The following is a 17,286-nucleotide window of genomic DNA, read 5'->3' as shown; positions in this document are numbered from 1 at the left end:
AAAAACAGGGTGCGAAGAGTCCGAACTGTACGAAACGTGCGAAGCCGCTCCCGGCGCCCATACGATGAAAAAGCGGGTCCGAAGAGTCCAATTCGCGGTTAAGGCCGCGCTTGCCGTCTCCGGGGATGTGGACGGCGGTCCGCCCGGCTTCAAGACGTGGGCTTGAGGAAGCCGCCGACCAGCTCGACCGCCTCGGCCAGACCCATGCGCAGCACCTCGGTTCCCGGCGGCAGGCTGGCGAACAGGCGGGTGGGGCAGGCGGCGTCCAGCATGACGAAGACGCCCTTGTCGTCCGCCCGACGGATCAGCCGCCCGAAGGCCTGCGCCATGCGGGCGCGGGCCAGAGCGTCGTCATAGGCGCGGCCCTGGGCGGAGCCGCCGCCGAACTTCTCGCGCCGGGCCTTGTGCAGCAGGTCGGGGCGCGGCCACGGCACCCGGTCGAAGGCGAGGATGCGAAGGCTGCGCCCCGGCACATCGACCCCGTCCCTCACCGCATCGGTGCCCAGCAGGCAGCTGTCCTGCTCGGCCCGGAACACATCGACCAGCGCCCCCACCTCCAGCGGATCGACGTGCTGGGCGTAGAGGGGCAAGCCCGCCTTGGCGAGGTCCGGCCCCAGCCGCTCATAGACCGCCTTCAGCCGCCGGATGGCGGTGAACAGGCCCACGCCGCCCCCGCCCGCGGCCAGGAACAGCTCGCGCATCGCCGCCGCCGTCTGGCGCGTATCGTCCTTGGTCAGATCGTTGACGACGATGACCCGGCTGTTTTCCCCATAATCAAACGGACTTTCGACCTTCAGCGTCCGGGCCGGCTCGATCAGCCGCGCCGAGCCCGTCCGCATTCGGGCCAGGTCGAAGGGATCTTCCGACATCGGATCGGACAGGGTCGCGGACGTGATCAGCACCCCGTGCGACGGCATGACCACGGCGGCTTCCAGCGGCACGGTCGGGTCGATCCAGTGGCGGCGCAGGGCGACGTCGGCGATTCGGCCATAGGCGGCCTCCGCGCTCAGCCAGTCGACGAAGTCCGGGTCCGGCTCGCTGGTGTCATTGTCCAGCGCCGCCAGCATGGAGCGCCAGCCGGGCAGGGTCATCCGCCCGCGTCGGTCCAGCCCGCGCAACGCCCCCTCGATCCGCGCCCGGGACGAGCCGTCCAGCTCGACCGACTCGTCATCGAGGATGTCTTCCAGATGCCGCGACAGGGCCAACAGCGGCGCCTCGACCGCCGCCAGCGCCCTAGCCGCCTCGCGCGCGGCGTCCAGCACCGGATCGGTCACCGGTCGCAGGCTGCACTCCAGTCCGAACTCGATTCCGCCCGGTCCGCCGCTGTCGGTCGTCCGTCCACGGAGCTGTTCCAGCGCGGCGACCAGGAATCGCTCGATCGGCCCGATCGGATTGACCTCGCCAGACGCCGGGGCGATCCGGCCCGAGGCGCCCTCGCCCGGCAGCTGCGCCGCCGCATGGATGGCGTCCTGCAGGGCCTTGGTCGCCGCTTCGTTATCGGCGCACAGGTCGCCCAGCCGCTGCTCCAGCCCGCGTCCGCGCCGCCCGCGTCCTTCTGGTCCCCGGATCCAGCGGCGCAGCTCCGCCGCCTCCTGCCCGGACAGGCAGGCGGAGAAGGCGCTGTCGGCGGCGTCAAAGAGGTGGTGGCCCTCGTCGAAGACGATTCGTTTCAGCGCCGCCGTCTCGCCGTCCTGCTTCAGCCCCCGCGCCGACCGCGCGCCGTCGAAAGCAGCCTGGGTCATCACCAGCGCATGGTTGGCCACGACCAGATCGGCCTTGCGGCTGGCCCGGATGGTCTTCTCGACGAAACAGGTGCGGTAGTGGGGGCAGGCGGCGTGGACGCACTCGCCGCGCCGGTCGACCAGATTGGCCGGGCTGGCCTGCTGGCTGGCGGGCGTGGCGAACAGGCCGGGCAGCCAGCCGGGATAGTCGCCGCCGGTCATGTCGCCGTCGCGCGAGTTCAGCGCCCAGCGTCCCGCCAGCGCCATGCCGATCAGGTCGCCGTTCCCCAGCTGCGCCGCCTGCACCATGTCCTGCAGGTTCAGCAGGCAGAGGTAGTTCTCGCGCCCCTTGCGGACGACGGCCTTCTTCTTGCGTTCGGCCGGATCGGGCCACAGACTGGCGCTCTCGCGGTCGATCTGGCGTTGCAGGGCGCGGGTGTAGGTCGAGACCCAGGCCGCCCCCTGATTGCGCTCGGCCCACAGGCTGGCGGGCGCCAGATAACCCAGGGTCTTGCCCGTCCCGGTCCCCGCCTCGGCCAGCAGGACGCGGGGGCGCCCCTCCTCATTGCGCGGCGAGAAGGCGTAGGCGGCCTCGGCGGCATAGTCGGACTGGGCAGGGCGGGTCTCGTCCAGCCCGGACGCCTGCAACAGCTTTTCCAGCCGGATGCGCGCGCTCTCGCTGTCGACCGGGGCCGAACCCGCCTCGCCGCGCGGCGCCTCGTCCTCCCATTCCGCCAGCCGGGACCAGACATCCAGCCCGCTGCCGCGATGCTGGCGCGCCCTCAGCGGCGAATGCTGCAGGGCCCCCGCGACCCGCCACGACCAGCTCCAGCCCGCCCGGCCCAGGGTCTCGTTCAGGGTGAAGGCGTCCTCACGCTGCGGATAGGCCGGGTCCGATAGCTCCTTCAGCAAGGTCACCGCCGCCTCGCGCAGGGCTGTCGCCTGCGCCTCCGGTCCTTTGGGCTCCGGCTGCCCCATGGCCAGGGCCAGCCCGGTCGGGGAGGGGGCGCAGAACCGCGCGGGCCGCACGAAGGCGAACAGCTCCAGCACATCCAGCAAATCTTCTGATCTTGGCGGCGGCGCTATGCCCAGCCGTCTCGCCGTCAGGCTGGCGTGGGCCACCATCACTGGGCCGCCCGTCAACAGCCCCTCGGCCCCGCCCCGCCCGATCTTCCGCGCCCCCTCGTCATCGCACACCGCCCCCGCGCCCGGCGGCACGGCCAGCGCCGACGGCAGGTCGAGCCAAGGCTCGGTTCCGGTCAGGGCACCCGCGGAGGTGAGGGAGTCGGTCGTCACCCGACCTAGATAGCGAATCTGACCCCGAAACGGAACGGGAACGTCAGCCCGCCGCCTCCGCTGCGGCCTGCACCGAATCGAGGGAGGCCGTCGCCCCGGTCGCGGCGTCATAGTCCAGCACCGGATCAATCACGGCGGCCGCGCCGGTCTCGGGATCGCTGACCAGATAGGTCGCGGTGTTGGTGGCGCTGTCGAAGAAGGCTTGGACGGTCGGGCTCATGCGCGGCTCCCTGCGGTTGGCCCGAGTTATAGGGCCTGATCCGGCGTGCGCGACAGGCGTCACGACACGGGTGAAACGGAACGGGAACATGCTATACCCCTCCCGTGACGCCGACCGCCGTTCCTGCAAAGCTTTCCGAGGGGCTTCCGCCGCTTTTCGCCGACTGGTTCGCCTCGCGCGGCTGGTCGCCGCGTCGGCATCAGCTGGAAATGGTCGCCGCGGCGCAGGCGGGATCCCACGCCCTGCTGGTCGCCCCGACCGGCGGCGGCAAGACGCTGGCGGGCTTCCTGCCGTCCCTGATCGACCTGGCCGAGCGCGGGCCGCGTCCGCCGCACGGACCGGGCAGCGGGGTGCACACCCTCTACCTGTCGCCGCTGAAGGCCCTGACGACCGACGTTGAGCGCAACCTGATGACGCCCATCCGCGAGATCGGGCTGAATATCCACGTCGAGAGCCGCACCGGCGACACCAAACAGAGCAAGCGCCAGCGCCAGCGGGATTTCCCGCCGGACATCCTGCTGACCACGCCAGAGCAGTTGGCCCTGTTCTGCGCTTGGGACGGGGCGCGGCCCTATTTCGCCGATCTGAAATGCGTGGTGCTGGACGAGGTCCACGCGATCTGGAGCGGCAAGCGCGGCGACCTGCTGTCGCTGGGTCTGGGACGGCTTCAGAAATTCGCCCCGGAGATGCGGCGGGTGGCTCTGTCGGCGACCGTGGACGATCCGGAGATGATCGCCTCCTGGTTATCGCCCTACGATCCTTCCCTCCTCGAGGGGGAAGGTGGGCCGCGGAGCAGCTCGGATGGGGGGGGTGTTTCCGTCCCGCCCCTGCCTGCAGACGCAGCCGATACCCTCCATCCGTCTCGCTCCGCGAGCCACCTTCCCTCGCAAGAGGGGAAGGGTAGTGTGGTGATCGTTCGGGGCGACCCCGGCGCGCCGCCGGTCATCGACGTCCTCGTCTCCGAAGGCCGTGTGCCGTGGGCAGGCCACACCGGCGTCCATGCGGTGCCCGAGGTCTATGACGCCATCAAGCGGTCGGGCATGAGCCTGATCTTTGTCAACACCCGCTGGCAGGCCGAGTTCGTCTTCCAGCAGCTCTGGGCCATCAATGAGGACAGCCTGCCCATCGCCCTGCACCACGGCTCACTCGCCGCCGAGCAGAGGCGCAAGGTCGAGGCGGCGATGGCCCGGGGCGACCTGCGCGCCGTGGTCTGCACCTCGACACTGGACCTCGGAATCGACTGGGGCGACGTCGATCTGGTCATCCAGCTGGCCGCGCCCAAGGGGGCGTCGCGGCTAGTCCAGCGGATCGGTCGCGCCAATCACCGGCTGGACGAACCGTCCCGCGCCCTGATGGTCCCCGCCAGCCGGTTCGAGATGCTGGAGTGTCAGGCCGCGCGCGAGGCGGTGGCCGAGAACGCCTTTGACTGGGAGCCGGTCCATATCGGCACCCTCGACACCCTCGCCCAGCACGTCATGGGCTGCGCCTGTTCCGAGCCGTTCGCGCTGGATGATCTGTATGCGGAGATTTCCGCCTGCGGCCCCTATCGCGGGCTGACTTGGGAGCAGTTCGAGGAGGTGGTCGATCTGGTCGCCACCGGCGGTTACGCCCTGCGCACCTACGACCGGTTCGCCCGCATCGTGCGCACGCCGGACGGACGCTGGAAGGTCCGCAACGCGCAGCTGGCCCAGAGCCATCGGATGAATGTCGGCGCCATCGTCTCGGCGGCCAATCTGAATGTGAAGGTCGCCTCGCGTCGCGCGGGAGGGAAACACCTGATCGGCGGCCGCAAGATCGGCGAGGCCGAGGAGTGGTATTTCGAGCAGATGGAGCCCGGCGACACCTTCGTCTTCGCCGGTCAGGTCTGGGCTTTCCAGGGCATTTCGGGAACCGACGCCCTGGTCAGCGCGGCGACAGACAAGGACCCCAAGATCCCCTCCTACGGCGGCTCCAAATTCCCGCTGGGCACCTCGCTGGCCGAGCGGGTGCGCGACATGGTGCAGGACCGTGATCACTGGCGCGTCCTGCCGCCAGACGTGCAGGAATGGCTGGAGCTGCAGGAGGTCCGCTCGCGCATCCCCCGCGCCGGCGAAATGCTGGTCGAGACCTTCCCGCGCGGCAGCCGCCATTTCATGGTTTGCTATCCCTTCGAGGGCCGACTGGCGCATACGACTCTGGCCATGCTGCTGACCAAGCGGCTGGACCGGCTGAACATCGGTCCGCTGGGTTTCGTGGTGACCGACTATTCGCTGGCGATCTGGTCGATCAAGCCGATGGACAGGCTCGACCTCGACGCCCTGTTCGAGCCCGACATGCTGGGCGATGACCTCGAAAGCTGGCTGGAGGAGAGCTTCATGATGAAGCGCACCTTCCGCAACTGCGCCCTGATCTCCGGCCTGATCGAGCAGCGCCAGCCGGGCGCGGAGAAGACCGGGCGACAGGTCACCTTCTCGACCGACCTGATCTACGACGTCCTGCGTCGTCACCAGCCCGATCACCTGCTGCTCCGCACCGCCCGCGCCGACGCCGCCTCGGGCCTGCTGGACGTGGCTCGACTGGGCCAGCTTCTGACCCGTATCCAGGGGCAGGTCGTGCACCAGCCGCTGGATCGGCCCTCGCCCTTCTGCGTCCCCGTGCTGGTGCAGATCGGACGGGAGCGGGTCGGGGGCGGCGCGGCCGAAATGATCCTGTCCGAGACCGCCATGGACTTCGCCGAGGAGACCCTGATCGCTGAGATCATGGCCGATGCCCCGCCTGAACTGGAGGGCGCGGCGTGAACGCGACCCTGCGCCAAACCCTCGTCCCCTTCCGCCATCCCTGCGGCGGGCTGAAGGTGCGCGTGGCGGGCGAGGCCTGCGTGCTGCGCTGCTCGGGCGCCCTGTGGCTGGCGGATCACCGGACCCTGATCGCCTCGGACCTGCACCTGGAAAAGGGCTCGGCCTTCGCCGCGCGCGGCCAGATGCTCCCGCCCTATGACAGCCCCGCCACCCTGGCCAAGCTGGAAGCGGAGATCGAGGCGCTGGACCCCGCCTGCATCGTCCTGCTGGGCGACAGCTTCCATGACTCGAAGGCCATCGGTCGTCTGCCCAAGGAAGATCGTGATCGCGTGGCCCGGCTGGCCGTGGGTCGCGACTGGGTCTGGCTGGAGGGCAACCACGATCTCGTCGCCCTGGAGGGGGCGCTGGATGCGCTTCCGGGCCGGGTCGTCACCACAATGGCGCTGGGCGCCCTGACCCTGATCCACAAGCCGCAACCCGGCGAAGCTCTCGGCGAGATCGCCGGCCACCTCCACCCTGCCGCCCGCGTCGCCGCCTACGGCCGCGGCGTCCGCCGCCCCTGCTTCGTCACCGATGGCCGCCGCCTGCTGATGCCCGCCTTCGGCGCGTTCACAGGAGGGCTGGACGTGCGGGACGTGGCGGTGGCGGGGCTGTTCGAAGACGCGCCCATGGTCGCCGTTTTGGGCCGGGACAAGGTGCACGCGCTGGCGTGGGAGAGCATGCGCTGATCTGGCAGGTGCGTTCGATATTATGTATATTGAATACAGGAGGCGCTCATGTCCCGCACTACCACCATGACAGTCCGCCTGAATCGCGCGCTCAGTGACTTCGTCGCCTCGAATGTCGATGAGGGCGGCGAGTACGAGAACATTAGCGAGTACGTTCGCGACCTGATCCGTCGGGACAAGGCTCGGAAAGATGAGGAGCGCTTCGAAAGGCTGCGTGCGGAACTGCAGCATGCCTTCGCCGCGCCGGAGAGTGACTATATCTCTTTGACCGCCGCTGAGGTCATTGCCCGCAACCGGGGCTGATCATGCCCCTGCGCATCCTGAAGGCGGCGTCGCACCGTCTCGATGACATCTACCGCTATACGTTTGAGCAGTGGGGAGCAGCTCAGGCCGAGCGCTATATCAATGGCGTGTTCAATGCGATGGCGGGGATTGAGAGCCACCTAGCCGTGTCACGTCCGGTCCCGGCCGAGTTCGGCGTTGAAGGCTACTTCGTCCGCTATGAGCGCCACGTGATCTATTGGCGGCTACTGCCGAATGGCGATGTGGGCGTGGTCACCGTGCTGCACGAGCGCATGCACCAGATTGACCGGTTCCGGGACGACTTCGGGGTCTGATCCGGTAAACCTCAGTCCTTGACCAACAACCCCGCCGACGCCGTCTCCACGCTCTCTTCCAGCCGTTTCATGAACTCGCCGCGCTTCAGGCCGGCGGGGATGGGTTCGAGGAATTCGAACACCACCGTGCCCTTGTGGCGCATGAAACCGTGGGCCGGCCAGTGGACGCCGGAGTTGGTGGCGACGGGCCAGCAGGGGCCGTCCAGGTCGCGATAGATGGCCGCCACGCCCGGCTTGTACTCGCCGGGGGCACCGGGCGCGGTGCGGGTGCCCTCCGGGAAGATGACGATCTGGCGGTTCTCGGCCAGACGAACTCCGGCCTTGCGAACCATGGTCTTCAGCGCGGTCGCGCCCGCCGAGCGGTCGACCGGGATCATCTTCGTCTTCCAGGCGAACCAGCCGAAGAAGGGCAGGATCATCAGCTCCTTCTTCAGCACGAAGCAGGGATCCGGCAGAATGGCCAGAAGGGCCACGACATCCAGCATGCCCTGATGCTTGGACGCGATCAGGGCCGCGCCGTTGGGACGGTGTTCCAGCCCGCGCACCTCGACCTTCACCCCCGCGATCCAGCGCAGGCCGAACAGCACCGTCTTCGCCCACAGCCGGACCACGCTGATCGCCGGGCGGTGCGGCATCAGCAGGGCGGGCGACAGGCCGATCGCGAACAGCGGCATCGACAGATAGAGCCACAGGGTGAACAGCAACGAACGCAGGGTCTGCACGGTCAGGCGGCCTTTTCTTCCGGCGCGGGGTCCGACGCCGGGTCGGCGGCGGGGCGGCCTTCGCCGGAGATCTTGCCCACGGCGACACGGCCGAGGGCGGCGAGGTATTTCATGTATTCCAGCGTCATCCGCCGGGCGGTGACGGCGGCCCGCCACCAGCGCGAATTGTCCAGCGAGGGCGTCTCGACGGCGTAGGCGGTCAGTTCGACACCCGGGGCGGCGGCGCGGATCTCGGTCAAGGCGCGGGCCATGTGGTAGTCCGAGGTGACCACGATCAGGCTGTCATAACCCTTGGCGTCCGCCCAGGCGGCGATCTCCTGGGCATTGCCGATGGTGTCCTCGGCCTCGAAGCCGAGGTCGACGCAGCAGTTGAACAGGCGGTTCGAGCCGGGGGTCAGGGCGCGCAGCTCCTGACGGCGAACTTCGCGGTTCACGCCCGAGATCAGCACCCGCTTGCCCTTATCCTGCTCCAGCAGTCGGATGGCGGCGTTCACACGTTCCGCAGACGGACCGGTCAGGGCGACGATGGCGTCGGCGCGTTCCGGCTCGGGCGCGGGGGTGTAGCCGCGAACGCGCTCGGCGAACACGAACAGGCCGATCAACCAGATCAGCACCAGAATGGCTATGAAAGTCAGAAACTTCATGCCTTTAGCCTAACCGCGGAGTCTCAGTCGCGCCAGCGCGGTGAAGCGCGCCGCGACAAGCGCCACCGTAGCTGCCAGCAGCGGACATGGCGAGAGGATCAGCACGTCTCCCCAAGCCACCGGCAGGGCGGGCGACAGACCCTCGCTTCCGCCCAGCAGGCGGAGGGCCGAGGCCGCCGCCATGGCCGCCAACGCTCCCGCCGCCCCCGCGCCCGCCGCCAGCAGGCCGTAGCGCCGCTGGTACAGGCCCGCGATCCGGCTGTCCGAAGCGCCGTTCAGGCTCAGGGTCTCGATCACCGTCGCCTGCGCCGCCATTCCCGCCCGTGTGGCATAGGCCACCGCCGCGCCCGCCGCGCCCGCCGTCAGAAGGAAGGCCAGCAGGGCCAGCACGGTGATCAGGCCCGCCGACCGCTCGGCCTCGCCGCGCCACAGGGTGTGATCGTCCACCGTCGCGTCCACCCCCGCTTGGGCCAGTTCGCGGCTCAGGGTCACGGCGCTGGCGGGCGCATCCTTGTTCAGTCGGACGGTGACCAGATAGGGCAGGGGCAGGTCGGGCAGGACGGCGTCGCCGACCCACGGGCGCAGCAGGGCCTCGGCGGTCTTGCGGTCCATGGCCTCGGCCTCATCCACCCCAGTCACTCCGGCCAGGGTCTCGGCAGCGCGGGCGGCGGCGGCGTCGCCGGTCTCGCCCACGCGGGGCCGCACCTGCACCGTCGCCTCGGCCCGCAGCGCCCGCGCCCAGCCATGCGCTGCCCGATCCGCCGCCAGCGCCCCGACCGCGGACAGGCAGGCGAGGAAGCACAGCACGGCGATCACCGCCGCCAGCCAGGGCTCGCCGCCGGTGTCGCGGGGGAGAATGGGCGCGCGTTGGGGCAGCCAGCGTCCGATCATGCCGCGCCTCCCGTCAGCCGACCCTTGTCCAGCGTCAGCACCGTCGCGCCTGACCGCTCGGCCAGGGCCGCATCGTGGCTCGCGATCAGCACCGTGGTGCCCAGCCGGTTCATCGACTGGAACAGTTTCAGCAGTCGCCCGGCCATGGCGGCGTCGACATTGCCCGTCGGCTCGTCGGCCACGATCAGGTCCGGTCCGGTGACCACGGCCCGGGCGATGGCCAGTCGTTGTTTCTCGCCGCCGGACAGGGCCGGGGGGCGGGCGTCGATCTTCGCGCCCAGCCCGACCCAGTCCAGCATCTCATGCACGTCGTCGGCGTAGTCGGCGGTCTTCACCCCCGCCAGCCGCAGCGGTAGGGCCACGTTCTCCCACGCGCTCAAATGGTCCAGCAGGCGGAAATCCTGGAAGATCACCCCCATCCGGCGGCGGAAGGCGGGCAGGGCCGAACGGGGCGCGGTCCCGGCCGCCTCGCCGAACAGCTCCAGCGTCCCCGCCTGCGGCTGCTCACTGAGGGTCAAAAGACGCAGCAGCGTGGACTTTCCCGCCCCGGACGGCCCGGTAAGGAAGTGGAAAGAGCCCGCAGGCAAAGTCAGGTTAACGTCCCTCAGCACTCCGGGCGTCTCCGCGTAGCCGAAACCGACCCCGCGCAAACGGGCGGTGGGCGACGAGGCGGCATCGGCGGCGCGACGGGGCTGGACGGACATCAATTCTGGATCGGGACGCGGCCGGGCCGCGACAGGAGGGGGCGGAAAGCCCCGCAGTCGGCGCACATGATACTGACCTGCCCGTCCTGCGCCACCAGCTATTTCACCCCGGACGAAGCGATCGGGGCGAACGGCCGCACCGTGCGCTGCAAGACCTGCAAACACACCTGGCGCGCCACCCTGGACGAGCCTCTGGAGCTGTCGGCCGCCGCCGAGGAGCCGGCCAGCTTCGGCCGTCGCGACGAGCCGGTCCCCGAATCACTGGCCGAGACCCCGGCGCCGGAGCTGCCGCGCGCCTTCCGCGCCCGCGCCGAGCAGCAGCGCCGCCTGCGCCGCGCCGCGACCCACGGAGTGGTCTGGGCGGGTGTGGCCTCGGGCTTCGCCGCCCTGCTGGGCGCCGCCTGGCTGTTCCGGGTCGAGATGGTCGAGATGGCGCCGCGCACCGCCGCCGCCTACGCCGCCGTCGGCCTGACCGTGAACCCCACCGGTCTGGATTTCGAGGCCGTCAGCGCCCGCCCCGTGCCCAATGATCCGGGCAAGGTCCTGGTCTCGGGCGCCCTGCGCAATGTGCGCGACAATGAGCGGATCGCCCCGCCGGTCCGGGTGGCCCTGCTGGACTCTCACGGCGCCGAGATCGGCCACACCATCATCCGCATCGACGCCGCCCCGGTCCTGCCGGGCAAGGTGCAGGGCTTCGCCGCCATCATCCCCGACCCCGGCGCGCGCGGTCAGGGCGTCGATGTCGCCTTCGTTCTGGACGACGCCTCCACCCCCCATCACCCCGCCCCGGCCAAGGCCGGACATGGCGCGGCTCCGGCCCATGCGCCCGCTCACGCGCCTGCCCAGGCCCCCGCGCATACCCCGGCGCCCGCTCCGGCTCGTCCGCCCGCCCATGCGTCTGCCGCCTCTCACGGGCCGACGGCGCATACGATTCCGGTGTCCGCTTCCGTCGGCCTGCGCCCGGCCCTGTCGCCCGGCGCGACCCTGCCGCTGGACATGGCGCCGGTGGACGCCGTGCCTCTGGAAGACGTTTCAGCCCCTCTCGACTCCCGGCCCCGGAGAGCGGTATCGCGGGGTCATGGCTGACACCTCCCCGCTGACGCCCACCGTACTGCTCCCCGAAACCGAGGTGCAGCGCATCGTCGCCGACCTCGCCGCGCAGATCGCCCCTGTCATCGACGACGAAACCGTCGCCGCCGTCCTGCTGACCGGCGGCCTGTGGTTCGCGGCCGACCTGACCCGCGCCCTGTCGCGCATCGGTCGCAACGTCCGCTTCGACGCCCTTTGGCTGGCCTCCTATGGCGATGAGCAGAACAGCCGGGGCAAGATCGACGTCTACGCCGACTTCCAGCGCTCCATCGAGGGCCGCCGCGTCCTGATCATCGACGACGTCTTCGATACCGGCCTGTCGCTGGCCGAGGCTGTGCGTATCGCCAAGGAGAAGGGCGCGTCGGAGGTCCTGACTGTGGTGTTCGCCAAGAAACCCTGGCCGCTCCCCCGCGCCCCCGAACCCGACTTCGTCGGCTGGGACGCCCCGAACCGGTTTCTCGTCGGCTATGGGCTGGACCACGCGGGCGCGTTGCGTGGGCTGCCGGACGTGTGTGCGCTGGACTGATTTCTCCTCCCCGTTCGCGTCGCGAATGGGGAGGTGTCGCGTTTCGAATACGAAGCGTGACGGAGGGGGCGGCTCCGGCTTCTGAAAGCCATCCGCTGATCCCTTCGCCCGCGCCGCCCCCTCTGTCCCGTCGGCTGAGCGCCGCCGAGCCACCTCCCCATCGCGGACCGCGACGGGAGGAGATCAAAGCCAGTCCGCCTTCGGCTCCCGTGCCCACATGTCCTCGTAGCTCGGGCGCGGCCGCACGACCGCCCAGCGGCCGCCATCGACCAGCACTTCCGCCACCAGCGGCCTCGAGTTGTACTCGCTCGACAGTACGGCCCCGTATGCCCCCGCGCTCAGGAAGGCGACCAGATCGCCCGCCTGGAGCGGCGCCAGCATCCGGTCGCGGGCGAAGATGTCCGTCGACTCGCAGATCGGTCCGACCACGTCGTAAAGTCCGGCCCCGCCTTCGCGCGGCGACACCGGCACCAGGTCATGGAAGGCGTCATACAGGGCCGGGCGCATCAGGTCGTTCATCCCGGCGTCCAGCACCAGGAAACGCCGCCCGTCCGCGCGCTGGTTCACCTGGATGACGCGGCTGACCAGAACCCCGGCGTTGGCGGCCAGCAGGCGGCCCGGCTCGAACGCCGCCTCGACCTCCAGACCCTCCAGAACCCGCGCGCACATGGCGGCGTAGTCGGCGATGGAGGGCAGGTCGGTCTGGCCGTGATAGGGCACACCCAGCCCGCCGCCGAGATCCAGCCGGGTGACTTCACAGCCCTTGTCCCGCAGCGTCTCCACCACGCCCCGGATGGCGCGGAAGGCGGCCTCCATGGGCGTCAGGTCCGTGATCTGGCTGCCGATGTGGCAGGCCAGCCCCACCGGCGTCACATGCGGCGAAGCCGTGGCGCGGACATAGAGGGCGATGGCTTCCTCGACCGGCACGCCGAACTTGTCGGTCGCCCCACCGGTGGTGATCTTGGCGTGACCGCCCGCGCCGATGTTCGGATTGACCCGCACGGCCACGGCGGGTGAGGCGCCCTTCGCCTCGGCGACCGCGATCAGTCGGTCCAGCTCGGCGCCGCTTTCCAGATTGATCTGGCGCACGCCGACTTCGATAGCGAAGGCCAGTTCGGCGTCGGTCTTGCCCACGCCCGAGAAGATGATCCGGTCCGCCGGAATGCCCGCCGCCAGCGCCCGGCGGATTTCACCCTCGGACACCGTGTCGGCCCCGCAGCCCAGCTTCGCCAGCGTGGCCAGCACCGACAGGTTGGAGTTGGCCTTGACCGCGAAGGCGATCAGGCTTTCGCCCAATGCGCCCCGATGGTCGTCCAGCGCGGTGCGCAGCAGGCTGTAGTGCCGGGTCAGGGTGGCGGTCGAATAGATATAGACCGGCGTGCCGACGGCTTCCGCGATGGCGGACAGGGGAACGCCTTCGGCGTGGAGTTCGCCGTCGATCAGGTCGAAATGGTTCAAGTCAGGATCCCGGGGAGAGGATCAGCGTGGGCTGTTGCCCGCGCCGTCGAAGGGGGTGGAGCCGGGGCCGCCGTCGATGGGCAGCTCACGGTTCGGGCGATTGACCGTGCCGGGCTCCGGCAGGCCGGGGGCGCGGCCGTCGCGCATGCCGCGCTCGGTCCGTTTGGCGGGCGGGGCGTCCAGATCGGCCATTCGACCACAGGCCGAGGCGGAGACCGCGATCAGGGCGGCGACGCCCGCAATGATGAGCTTTTTCATACCAGTCCCCTTAACCCAGCCGCATCTTCCATTCGGCCACGCGCGCCAGAACCTGCTCGGGCGCCGTGCCCCCGAAACTCTGGCGGCTGGCGCAGGAAGCCTCAGGCGTGAGCACCTTGTACACCCCTTCCGTCACGCCGGGATGCAGCTTCTGCAGTTCTTCCAGCGGCAGTTGCGCCAGACCCACGCCCAGCGCCTCGGCCCGCTTCACCGCCGCGCCCGTCACGTGGTGCGCCTGCCGGAACGGCAGGTTCAGCTCGCGCACCAGCCAGTCAGCCAGATCGGTGGCGGTCGAGAAGCCCGCGCCGGCGGCGGCGGCCATCTTTTCGGTGTTGGGGATCAGGGCCGCGACCATGGCGGTCATCGCGCCCAGCGCCAGATCGAGGGCGTCGAAGGCCTCGAACACAGGCGGCTTGTCCTCCTGCATGTCCTTCGAATAGGCCAGCGGCAGGCCCTTCATCACCGTCGACAGGGCGACCAGCGAGCCCATGATCCGGCCCGTCTTGGCGCGCACCAGCTCGGCGGCGTCGGGGTTGCGCTTCTGCGGCATGATCGACGAGCCGGTGGTCAGGTCGTCCGGCAGGGTGACGAAGCCGAACATCGGCGTCATCCAGACCACGATCTCCTCGGCCAGCCGCGACAGGTGGCCGGCGCAGATCGAGGCGGCGGCCAGGCTCTCCAGCGCGAAGTCGCGGTCCGACACGGCGTCCAGGCTGTTGGCCATCGGCCGGTCAAAGCCCAGGGTCGAGGCGGTCATGTGCCGGTCGATGGGGAAGGGTGATCCGGCCAGGGCGGCGGCGCCCAGCGGGTTCTCGTTCATCCGGGTGCGGGCGTCGGCGAAGCGCCAGGCGTCGCGCCCGAACATCTCGACATAGGCCATCAGGTGGTGGCCCAGCGTGACCGGCTGGGCGGTCTGCAGATGGGTGAAGCCCGGCATCAGGTCGGCCGCATGCTGTTCGGCGCGGGCCAGAAGGGCCTTCTGCAGGCCCTTCAGTTGCACCACCTGCCGGTCGCAGGCGTCGCGCACCCACAGGCGGAAATCGGTGGCCACCTGATCATTGCGGCTGCGCGCGGTGTGCAGACGGCCCGACGGCTCGCCGATCAGCTCGTTCAGACGGGCCTCCACATTCATGTGGATGTCCTCGAACTGGTCGCGGAACGGGAAGGTCCCGGCGCGGATCTCGTCCTCGATGGCGTCCAGCCCGCCCAGAATGGCGTCGGCGTCGGCCTGCTGGATGATCCCCTGCGCGGCCAGCATGCGACAATGCGCGCGCGACCCGGCCAGGTCCTGGGCCCACAGGCGCTGGTCCACGCCTATGGAGACGTTGATCGCCTGCATGATTTCAGCGGGTTTGGCCGAGAACCGTCCGCCCCACATGTCTTGACCTTTGGCGCCCCCGGGGGCTTTGGTCACGGGATCGGAGGGCGTCTGTTCGGACATGGCTATCTCGAAGGCGGTAATCGGCGCGGTTGCGGGCGTGCTGCTGATCGGTGTGATCGGCGGCGCGGCGGTCCTATACGCCAATCCTGCCCTGCTCGACAAAGGCGCAGCCGCCGAACCGCCCGCGAAAAGCGAACTGGCCCGTTTCGCGACCGGAACCATCGCCCGGCTGGAGACGCCCGCGGCCCTCGAACCGGCCCCGGCCTATGTGTTCAAGACCCGCGACGGGGCCGATGCGCGCTTCGCCGACTTCCGCGGCAAGGTGGTGGTGGTGAACCTCTGGGCCATGTGGTGCGCGCCCTGCCGCACCGAGATGCCGACGCTGGCCACCCTGGCCGAGGCCTACGTCGGTCAGGACGTCGTGGTCCTGCCCATCAACGTCGACGCCACCGAGGACGCCATCGCCGACGGCCGCAGCTTCATCGACGTGCATGAGCCGCTGCCCATGTACAGCGACCCGAAATTCCAGCTGCCCTTCGAACTGCCGGGCAAGGGCAAGATGCCCCAGACGATCCTGCTTGACCGTCAGGGGCGTATTCGAGCCTATTTCTCGGGTGAGGCCGACTGGGCCAGTCCCGAAGCCAAGGCGCTGATCGACGCCCTGCTCGCGGAACCGGCCTGAGCCTTAGTGCGCCGGGACCGGGACGCGCTCGTCCGTGGCCGGATTGACGGCGCCCGGGCGGCCTTCGGCGGCGGCTTCAGCCTGATTGTCTTCCAGCTTGTCGGCGGCGTTGCCCGCGACTTCTTCCGTCGCCTGGGCGGCCTTCATCGCGCCGGACTCGATCACTTCACCGGCCTGTGAGGCGATGTCTCCGGCCTTTTCACCGGCGGCGTTGGCGTCGGCCTGGGCCTCGTCCTGCTCCGCCTGGGTGCAGGCGGCGGCGCCCAGCGACAGGGCGGCGATGGCGGTCAGGGCGGCGATACGAATACGCATGGCGTTGTCCTCTCAATTTGAACCTGCGCGGTTAACGCAGGCCCGGCCCGAGCGGTTGCGGCCAGCGTCAAGGCGACGCTGGCCGCATCAGGTTCACGCCGCCTCGGTCAGCGAGGCCATGTCGATCGAGAAGCGGTACTTCACATCGCCCTTGATCATCCGTTCATAGGCGGCCTCGATCTGGTCGATCGGGATGATCTCGACGTCCGAGACGATGTTGTGGTCCCGGCAGAAGTCCAGCATCTCCTGCGTCTCGGCGATGCCGCCGATCAGCGAGCCGGCGATCGAGCGACGGCCGAAGATCAGGTTGCCGACCGAGGGCGACGGATGCGGCTCGGCGGGCACGCCCACCAGCACCATCGTCCCATCGCGCTTAAGGGCGCCGACATAGGGGTCCAGATTGATGGACGCCGCCACCGTGTTCAGGATGAAGTCGAAGCTGCCCATGTGGGCCTTCATGTCGGCCTTGTCCTTGGACAGGACCACGCCCGTGGCGCCCAGGCGCGCGGCGTCTTCCGCCTTGCCCGGCGAGGTGGTGAAAACCCAGACTTCCGCGCCCATGGCCGCGGCCAGCTTGACGCCCATGTGGCCCAGACCGCCCAGGCCGACCACGCCGACCTTCTGGCCCGGTCCGACCTTCCAGTGGCGCAGCGGCGACCAGGTGGTGATCCCGGCGCACAGCAGGGGCGCGACGGCGGCCAGCTGGCTGGCGTCATGGCCGATGCTCAGCACGAAGTCCTGATCCACCACGATGTGCTTGGAGTAGCCGCCGAAGGTGTGGCCGCCCAGGACCTTGTCCGGGCCGTTGTAGGTCATGACCGCGCCCGCGCCGGTGCAGTATTGCTCTTCGCCGGCGACGCAGGACGGGCAGGTGCGGCAGCTGTCGACCATGCAGCCGACGCCGACCAGATCGCCTTCCTTGAAGCGCGTCACCTGACCGCCGACAGCGCTCACGCGACCGACGATCTCGTGGCCCGGGCAGCAGGGGAAGAGGGTGCCGCCCCATTCGGCGCGGACGGTGTGCAGGTCCGAATGGCAGACGCCGCAGTAGAGGATGTCGATGGCCACGTCGGTCGCCAGCGGGTCACGGCGCTCGAAGCTGAACGGCGCGAGGGGCTGGTCACCGGCGGGGGCGGCGTATCCGTAGGATTTCATGGGGGCTCCAAAGGCTAGGCGGATCCGGAGGCGCGATCCCGCAACCGGAGCAGATGAAGATAGGACGCGCATCTCCAGACGAGTAGCCGTTATGATCCGCATGAA

At 69.7% G+C, this 17,286-nt stretch carries 18 protein-coding genes; 7 read left to right on the top strand and 11 right to left on the bottom strand.

What is annotated here, in order from left to right; all coding sequences use genetic code 11:
- Window positions 1-149: 149 nt before the first annotated feature.
- Both ACTIEF_RS03515 and ACTIEF_RS03510 read right to left on the bottom strand, forming a co-directional pair.
- Window positions 150-2,984 carry an ATP-dependent DNA helicase gene (locus tag ACTIEF_RS03515; RefSeq protein WP_439470929.1) on the bottom strand — a complete coding sequence of 945 codons (2,835 nt, stop codon included), beginning with the start codon at window positions 2,982-2,984 and terminating at the stop codon, window positions 150-152.
- A 76-nt stretch (window positions 2,985-3,060) separates the two neighbouring features.
- A complete protein-coding gene (locus ACTIEF_RS03510) occupies window positions 3,061-3,237 on the bottom strand; it encodes a hypothetical protein (protein WP_439470815.1) in 177 nt (58 codons plus the stop codon).
- Between the two features lie 104 nt (window positions 3,238-3,341).
- On the opposite strand from ACTIEF_RS03510, the gene ACTIEF_RS03505 reads away from it, so the two are divergent.
- The 4 genes from ACTIEF_RS03505 to ACTIEF_RS03490 are packed head-to-tail and all read left to right on the top strand — an operon-like array spanning window position 3,342 to window position 7,359.
- Complete coding sequence (locus ACTIEF_RS03505) at window positions 3,342-6,014, top strand: ligase-associated DNA damage response DEXH box helicase (RefSeq protein WP_439470814.1); 2,673 nt, start codon at window positions 3,342-3,344, stop codon at window positions 6,012-6,014.
- Window positions 6,011-6,742: a ligase-associated DNA damage response endonuclease PdeM gene (gene pdeM / locus ACTIEF_RS03500; RefSeq protein WP_439470813.1), complete on the top strand. Its 732-nt coding sequence runs from the start codon at window positions 6,011-6,013 to the stop codon at window positions 6,740-6,742. The genes ACTIEF_RS03505 and pdeM overlap by 4 nt, the downstream gene beginning before the upstream one ends.
- A gap of 48 nt (window positions 6,743-6,790) precedes the next feature.
- The gene (locus ACTIEF_RS03495) at window positions 6,791-7,045 is read left to right on the top strand and encodes a ribbon-helix-helix domain-containing protein (RefSeq protein WP_439470812.1); all 255 of its coding nucleotides are present in this window, start codon (window positions 6,791-6,793) and stop codon (window positions 7,043-7,045) included.
- 2 nt (window positions 7,046-7,047) lie between these two features.
- Window positions 7,048-7,359, top strand: coding sequence for a type II toxin-antitoxin system RelE/ParE family toxin (locus tag ACTIEF_RS03490; protein WP_439470811.1), 312 nt, complete (start codon window positions 7,048-7,050; stop codon window positions 7,357-7,359).
- An 11-nt stretch (window positions 7,360-7,370) separates the two neighbouring features.
- Here ACTIEF_RS03490 and ACTIEF_RS03485 read toward each other — a convergent pair whose 3' ends face one another.
- The 4 genes from ACTIEF_RS03485 to ACTIEF_RS03470 are packed head-to-tail and all read right to left on the bottom strand — an operon-like array spanning window position 7,371 to window position 10,320.
- Window positions 7,371-8,081, bottom strand: coding sequence for a lysophospholipid acyltransferase family protein (locus ACTIEF_RS03485; protein ID WP_439470810.1), 711 nt, complete (start codon window positions 8,079-8,081; stop codon window positions 7,371-7,373).
- Window positions 8,082-8,083: 2 nt separating this feature from the next.
- Entirely contained in the window at window positions 8,084-8,725 is a 642-nt protein-coding gene (locus tag ACTIEF_RS03480; protein ID WP_439470809.1) for a YdcF family protein, read from the bottom strand.
- Window positions 8,726-8,734: 9 nt separating this feature from the next.
- Entirely contained in the window at window positions 8,735-9,616 is an 882-nt protein-coding gene (locus ACTIEF_RS03475) for a cell division protein FtsX (RefSeq protein ID WP_439470808.1), read from the bottom strand.
- Window positions 9,613-10,320, bottom strand: coding sequence for a cell division ATP-binding protein FtsE (locus tag ACTIEF_RS03470; RefSeq protein ID WP_439470807.1), 708 nt, complete (start codon window positions 10,318-10,320; stop codon window positions 9,613-9,615). The genes ACTIEF_RS03475 and ACTIEF_RS03470 overlap by 4 nt, the downstream gene beginning before the upstream one ends.
- Before the next feature lie 66 nt (window positions 10,321-10,386).
- Here ACTIEF_RS03470 and ACTIEF_RS03465 point away from each other — a divergent pair, with 66 nt between their 5' ends.
- Together ACTIEF_RS03465 and ACTIEF_RS03460 are read left to right on the top strand one after the other, a co-directional pair.
- Window positions 10,387-11,406 carry an MJ0042-type zinc finger domain-containing protein gene (locus ACTIEF_RS03465; RefSeq protein WP_439470806.1) on the top strand — a complete coding sequence of 340 codons (1,020 nt, stop codon included), beginning with the start codon at window positions 10,387-10,389 and terminating at the stop codon, window positions 11,404-11,406.
- Window positions 11,399-11,935: a phosphoribosyltransferase gene (locus ACTIEF_RS03460; RefSeq protein ID WP_439470805.1), complete on the top strand. Its 537-nt coding sequence runs from the start codon at window positions 11,399-11,401 to the stop codon at window positions 11,933-11,935. Before ACTIEF_RS03465 ends, ACTIEF_RS03460 begins: the two co-directional genes overlap by 8 nt.
- 183 nt (window positions 11,936-12,118) lie before the next feature.
- Here ACTIEF_RS03460 and lysA read toward each other — a convergent pair whose 3' ends face one another.
- From lysA to argH, 3 genes are read right to left on the bottom strand one after another with little or no spacing between them, the layout of a single operon-like run.
- Window positions 12,119-13,393 (bottom strand): diaminopimelate decarboxylase, encoded by a 1,275-nt coding sequence (lysA, locus tag ACTIEF_RS03455; protein ID WP_439470804.1) that lies wholly within the window; start codon window positions 13,391-13,393, stop codon window positions 12,119-12,121.
- A 21-nt stretch (window positions 13,394-13,414) separates the two neighbouring features.
- Window positions 13,415-13,651, bottom strand: coding sequence for a hypothetical protein (locus ACTIEF_RS03450; protein WP_439470803.1), 237 nt, complete (start codon window positions 13,649-13,651; stop codon window positions 13,415-13,417).
- Window positions 13,652-13,661: 10 nt separating this feature from the next.
- Window positions 13,662-15,092 carry an argininosuccinate lyase gene (gene argH / locus ACTIEF_RS03445; protein WP_439470802.1) on the bottom strand — a complete coding sequence of 477 codons (1,431 nt, stop codon included), beginning with the start codon at window positions 15,090-15,092 and terminating at the stop codon, window positions 13,662-13,664.
- Here argH and ACTIEF_RS03440 point away from each other — a divergent pair.
- Complete coding sequence (locus tag ACTIEF_RS03440) at window positions 15,091-15,714, top strand: TlpA family protein disulfide reductase (RefSeq protein WP_439470801.1); 624 nt, start codon at window positions 15,091-15,093, stop codon at window positions 15,712-15,714. The two genes, argH and ACTIEF_RS03440, sit on opposite strands and share 2 nt — an antisense overlap.
- A 3-nt stretch (window positions 15,715-15,717) precedes the next feature.
- Here ACTIEF_RS03440 and ACTIEF_RS03435 read toward each other — a convergent pair whose 3' ends face one another.
- Window positions 15,718-16,026 carry a hypothetical protein gene (locus tag ACTIEF_RS03435; RefSeq protein WP_439470800.1) on the bottom strand — a complete coding sequence of 103 codons (309 nt, stop codon included), beginning with the start codon at window positions 16,024-16,026 and terminating at the stop codon, window positions 15,718-15,720.
- 93 nt (window positions 16,027-16,119) lie between these two features.
- The gene (locus ACTIEF_RS03430; protein ID WP_439470799.1) at window positions 16,120-17,181 is read right to left on the bottom strand and encodes an NAD(P)-dependent alcohol dehydrogenase; all 1,062 of its coding nucleotides are present in this window, start codon (window positions 17,179-17,181) and stop codon (window positions 16,120-16,122) included.
- Between the last annotated feature and the right edge of the window lie 105 nt (window positions 17,182-17,286).

The organism is Brevundimonas sp. (assembly GCF_051858995.1).
In the GTDB taxonomy this organism is placed as follows: domain Bacteria; phylum Pseudomonadota; class Alphaproteobacteria; order Caulobacterales; family Caulobacteraceae; genus Brevundimonas.
Note: the sequence above shows the minus strand (reverse complement) of the source record. Positions and strands in the feature narration are given on the sequence as shown.

What these genes read in the sequence shown, in the direction of transcription:
- ACTIEF_RS03510 (WP_439470815.1), bottom strand. Translation starts at nt 3,237, where the DNA reads ATGAGCCCGACCGTCCAAGCCTTCTTCGACAGCGCCACCAACACCGCG.
- ACTIEF_RS03495 (WP_439470812.1), top strand. Translation starts at nt 6,791, where the DNA reads ATGTCCCGCACTACCACCATGACAGTCCGCCTGAATCGCGCGCTCAGT.
- ACTIEF_RS03490 (WP_439470811.1), top strand. Translation starts at nt 7,048, where the DNA reads ATGCCCCTGCGCATCCTGAAGGCGGCGTCGCACCGTCTCGATGACATC.
- ACTIEF_RS03480 (WP_439470809.1), bottom strand. Translation starts at nt 8,725, where the DNA reads ATGAAGTTTCTGACTTTCATAGCCATTCTGGTGCTGATCTGGTTGATC.
- ACTIEF_RS03475 (WP_439470808.1), bottom strand. Translation starts at nt 9,616, where the DNA reads ATGATCGGACGCTGGCTGCCCCAACGCGCGCCCATTCTCCCCCGCGAC.
- ACTIEF_RS03470 (WP_439470807.1), bottom strand. Translation starts at nt 10,320, where the DNA reads ATGTCCGTCCAGCCCCGTCGCGCCGCCGATGCCGCCTCGTCGCCCACC.
- ACTIEF_RS03465 (WP_439470806.1), top strand. Translation starts at nt 10,387, where the DNA reads ATGATACTGACCTGCCCGTCCTGCGCCACCAGCTATTTCACCCCGGAC.
- ACTIEF_RS03460 (WP_439470805.1), top strand. Translation starts at nt 11,399, where the DNA reads ATGGCTGACACCTCCCCGCTGACGCCCACCGTACTGCTCCCCGAAACC.
- ACTIEF_RS03450 (WP_439470803.1), bottom strand. Translation starts at nt 13,651, where the DNA reads ATGAAAAAGCTCATCATTGCGGGCGTCGCCGCCCTGATCGCGGTCTCC.
- ACTIEF_RS03440 (WP_439470801.1), top strand. Translation starts at nt 15,091, where the DNA reads ATGGCTATCTCGAAGGCGGTAATCGGCGCGGTTGCGGGCGTGCTGCTG.
- argH (WP_439470802.1), bottom strand. Translation starts at nt 15,092, where the DNA reads ATGTCCGAACAGACGCCCTCCGATCCCGTGACCAAAGCCCCCGGGGGC.
- ACTIEF_RS03435 (WP_439470800.1), bottom strand. Translation starts at nt 16,026, where the DNA reads ATGCGTATTCGTATCGCCGCCCTGACCGCCATCGCCGCCCTGTCGCTG.
- ACTIEF_RS03430 (WP_439470799.1), bottom strand. Translation starts at nt 17,181, where the DNA reads ATGAAATCCTACGGATACGCCGCCCCCGCCGGTGACCAGCCCCTCGCG.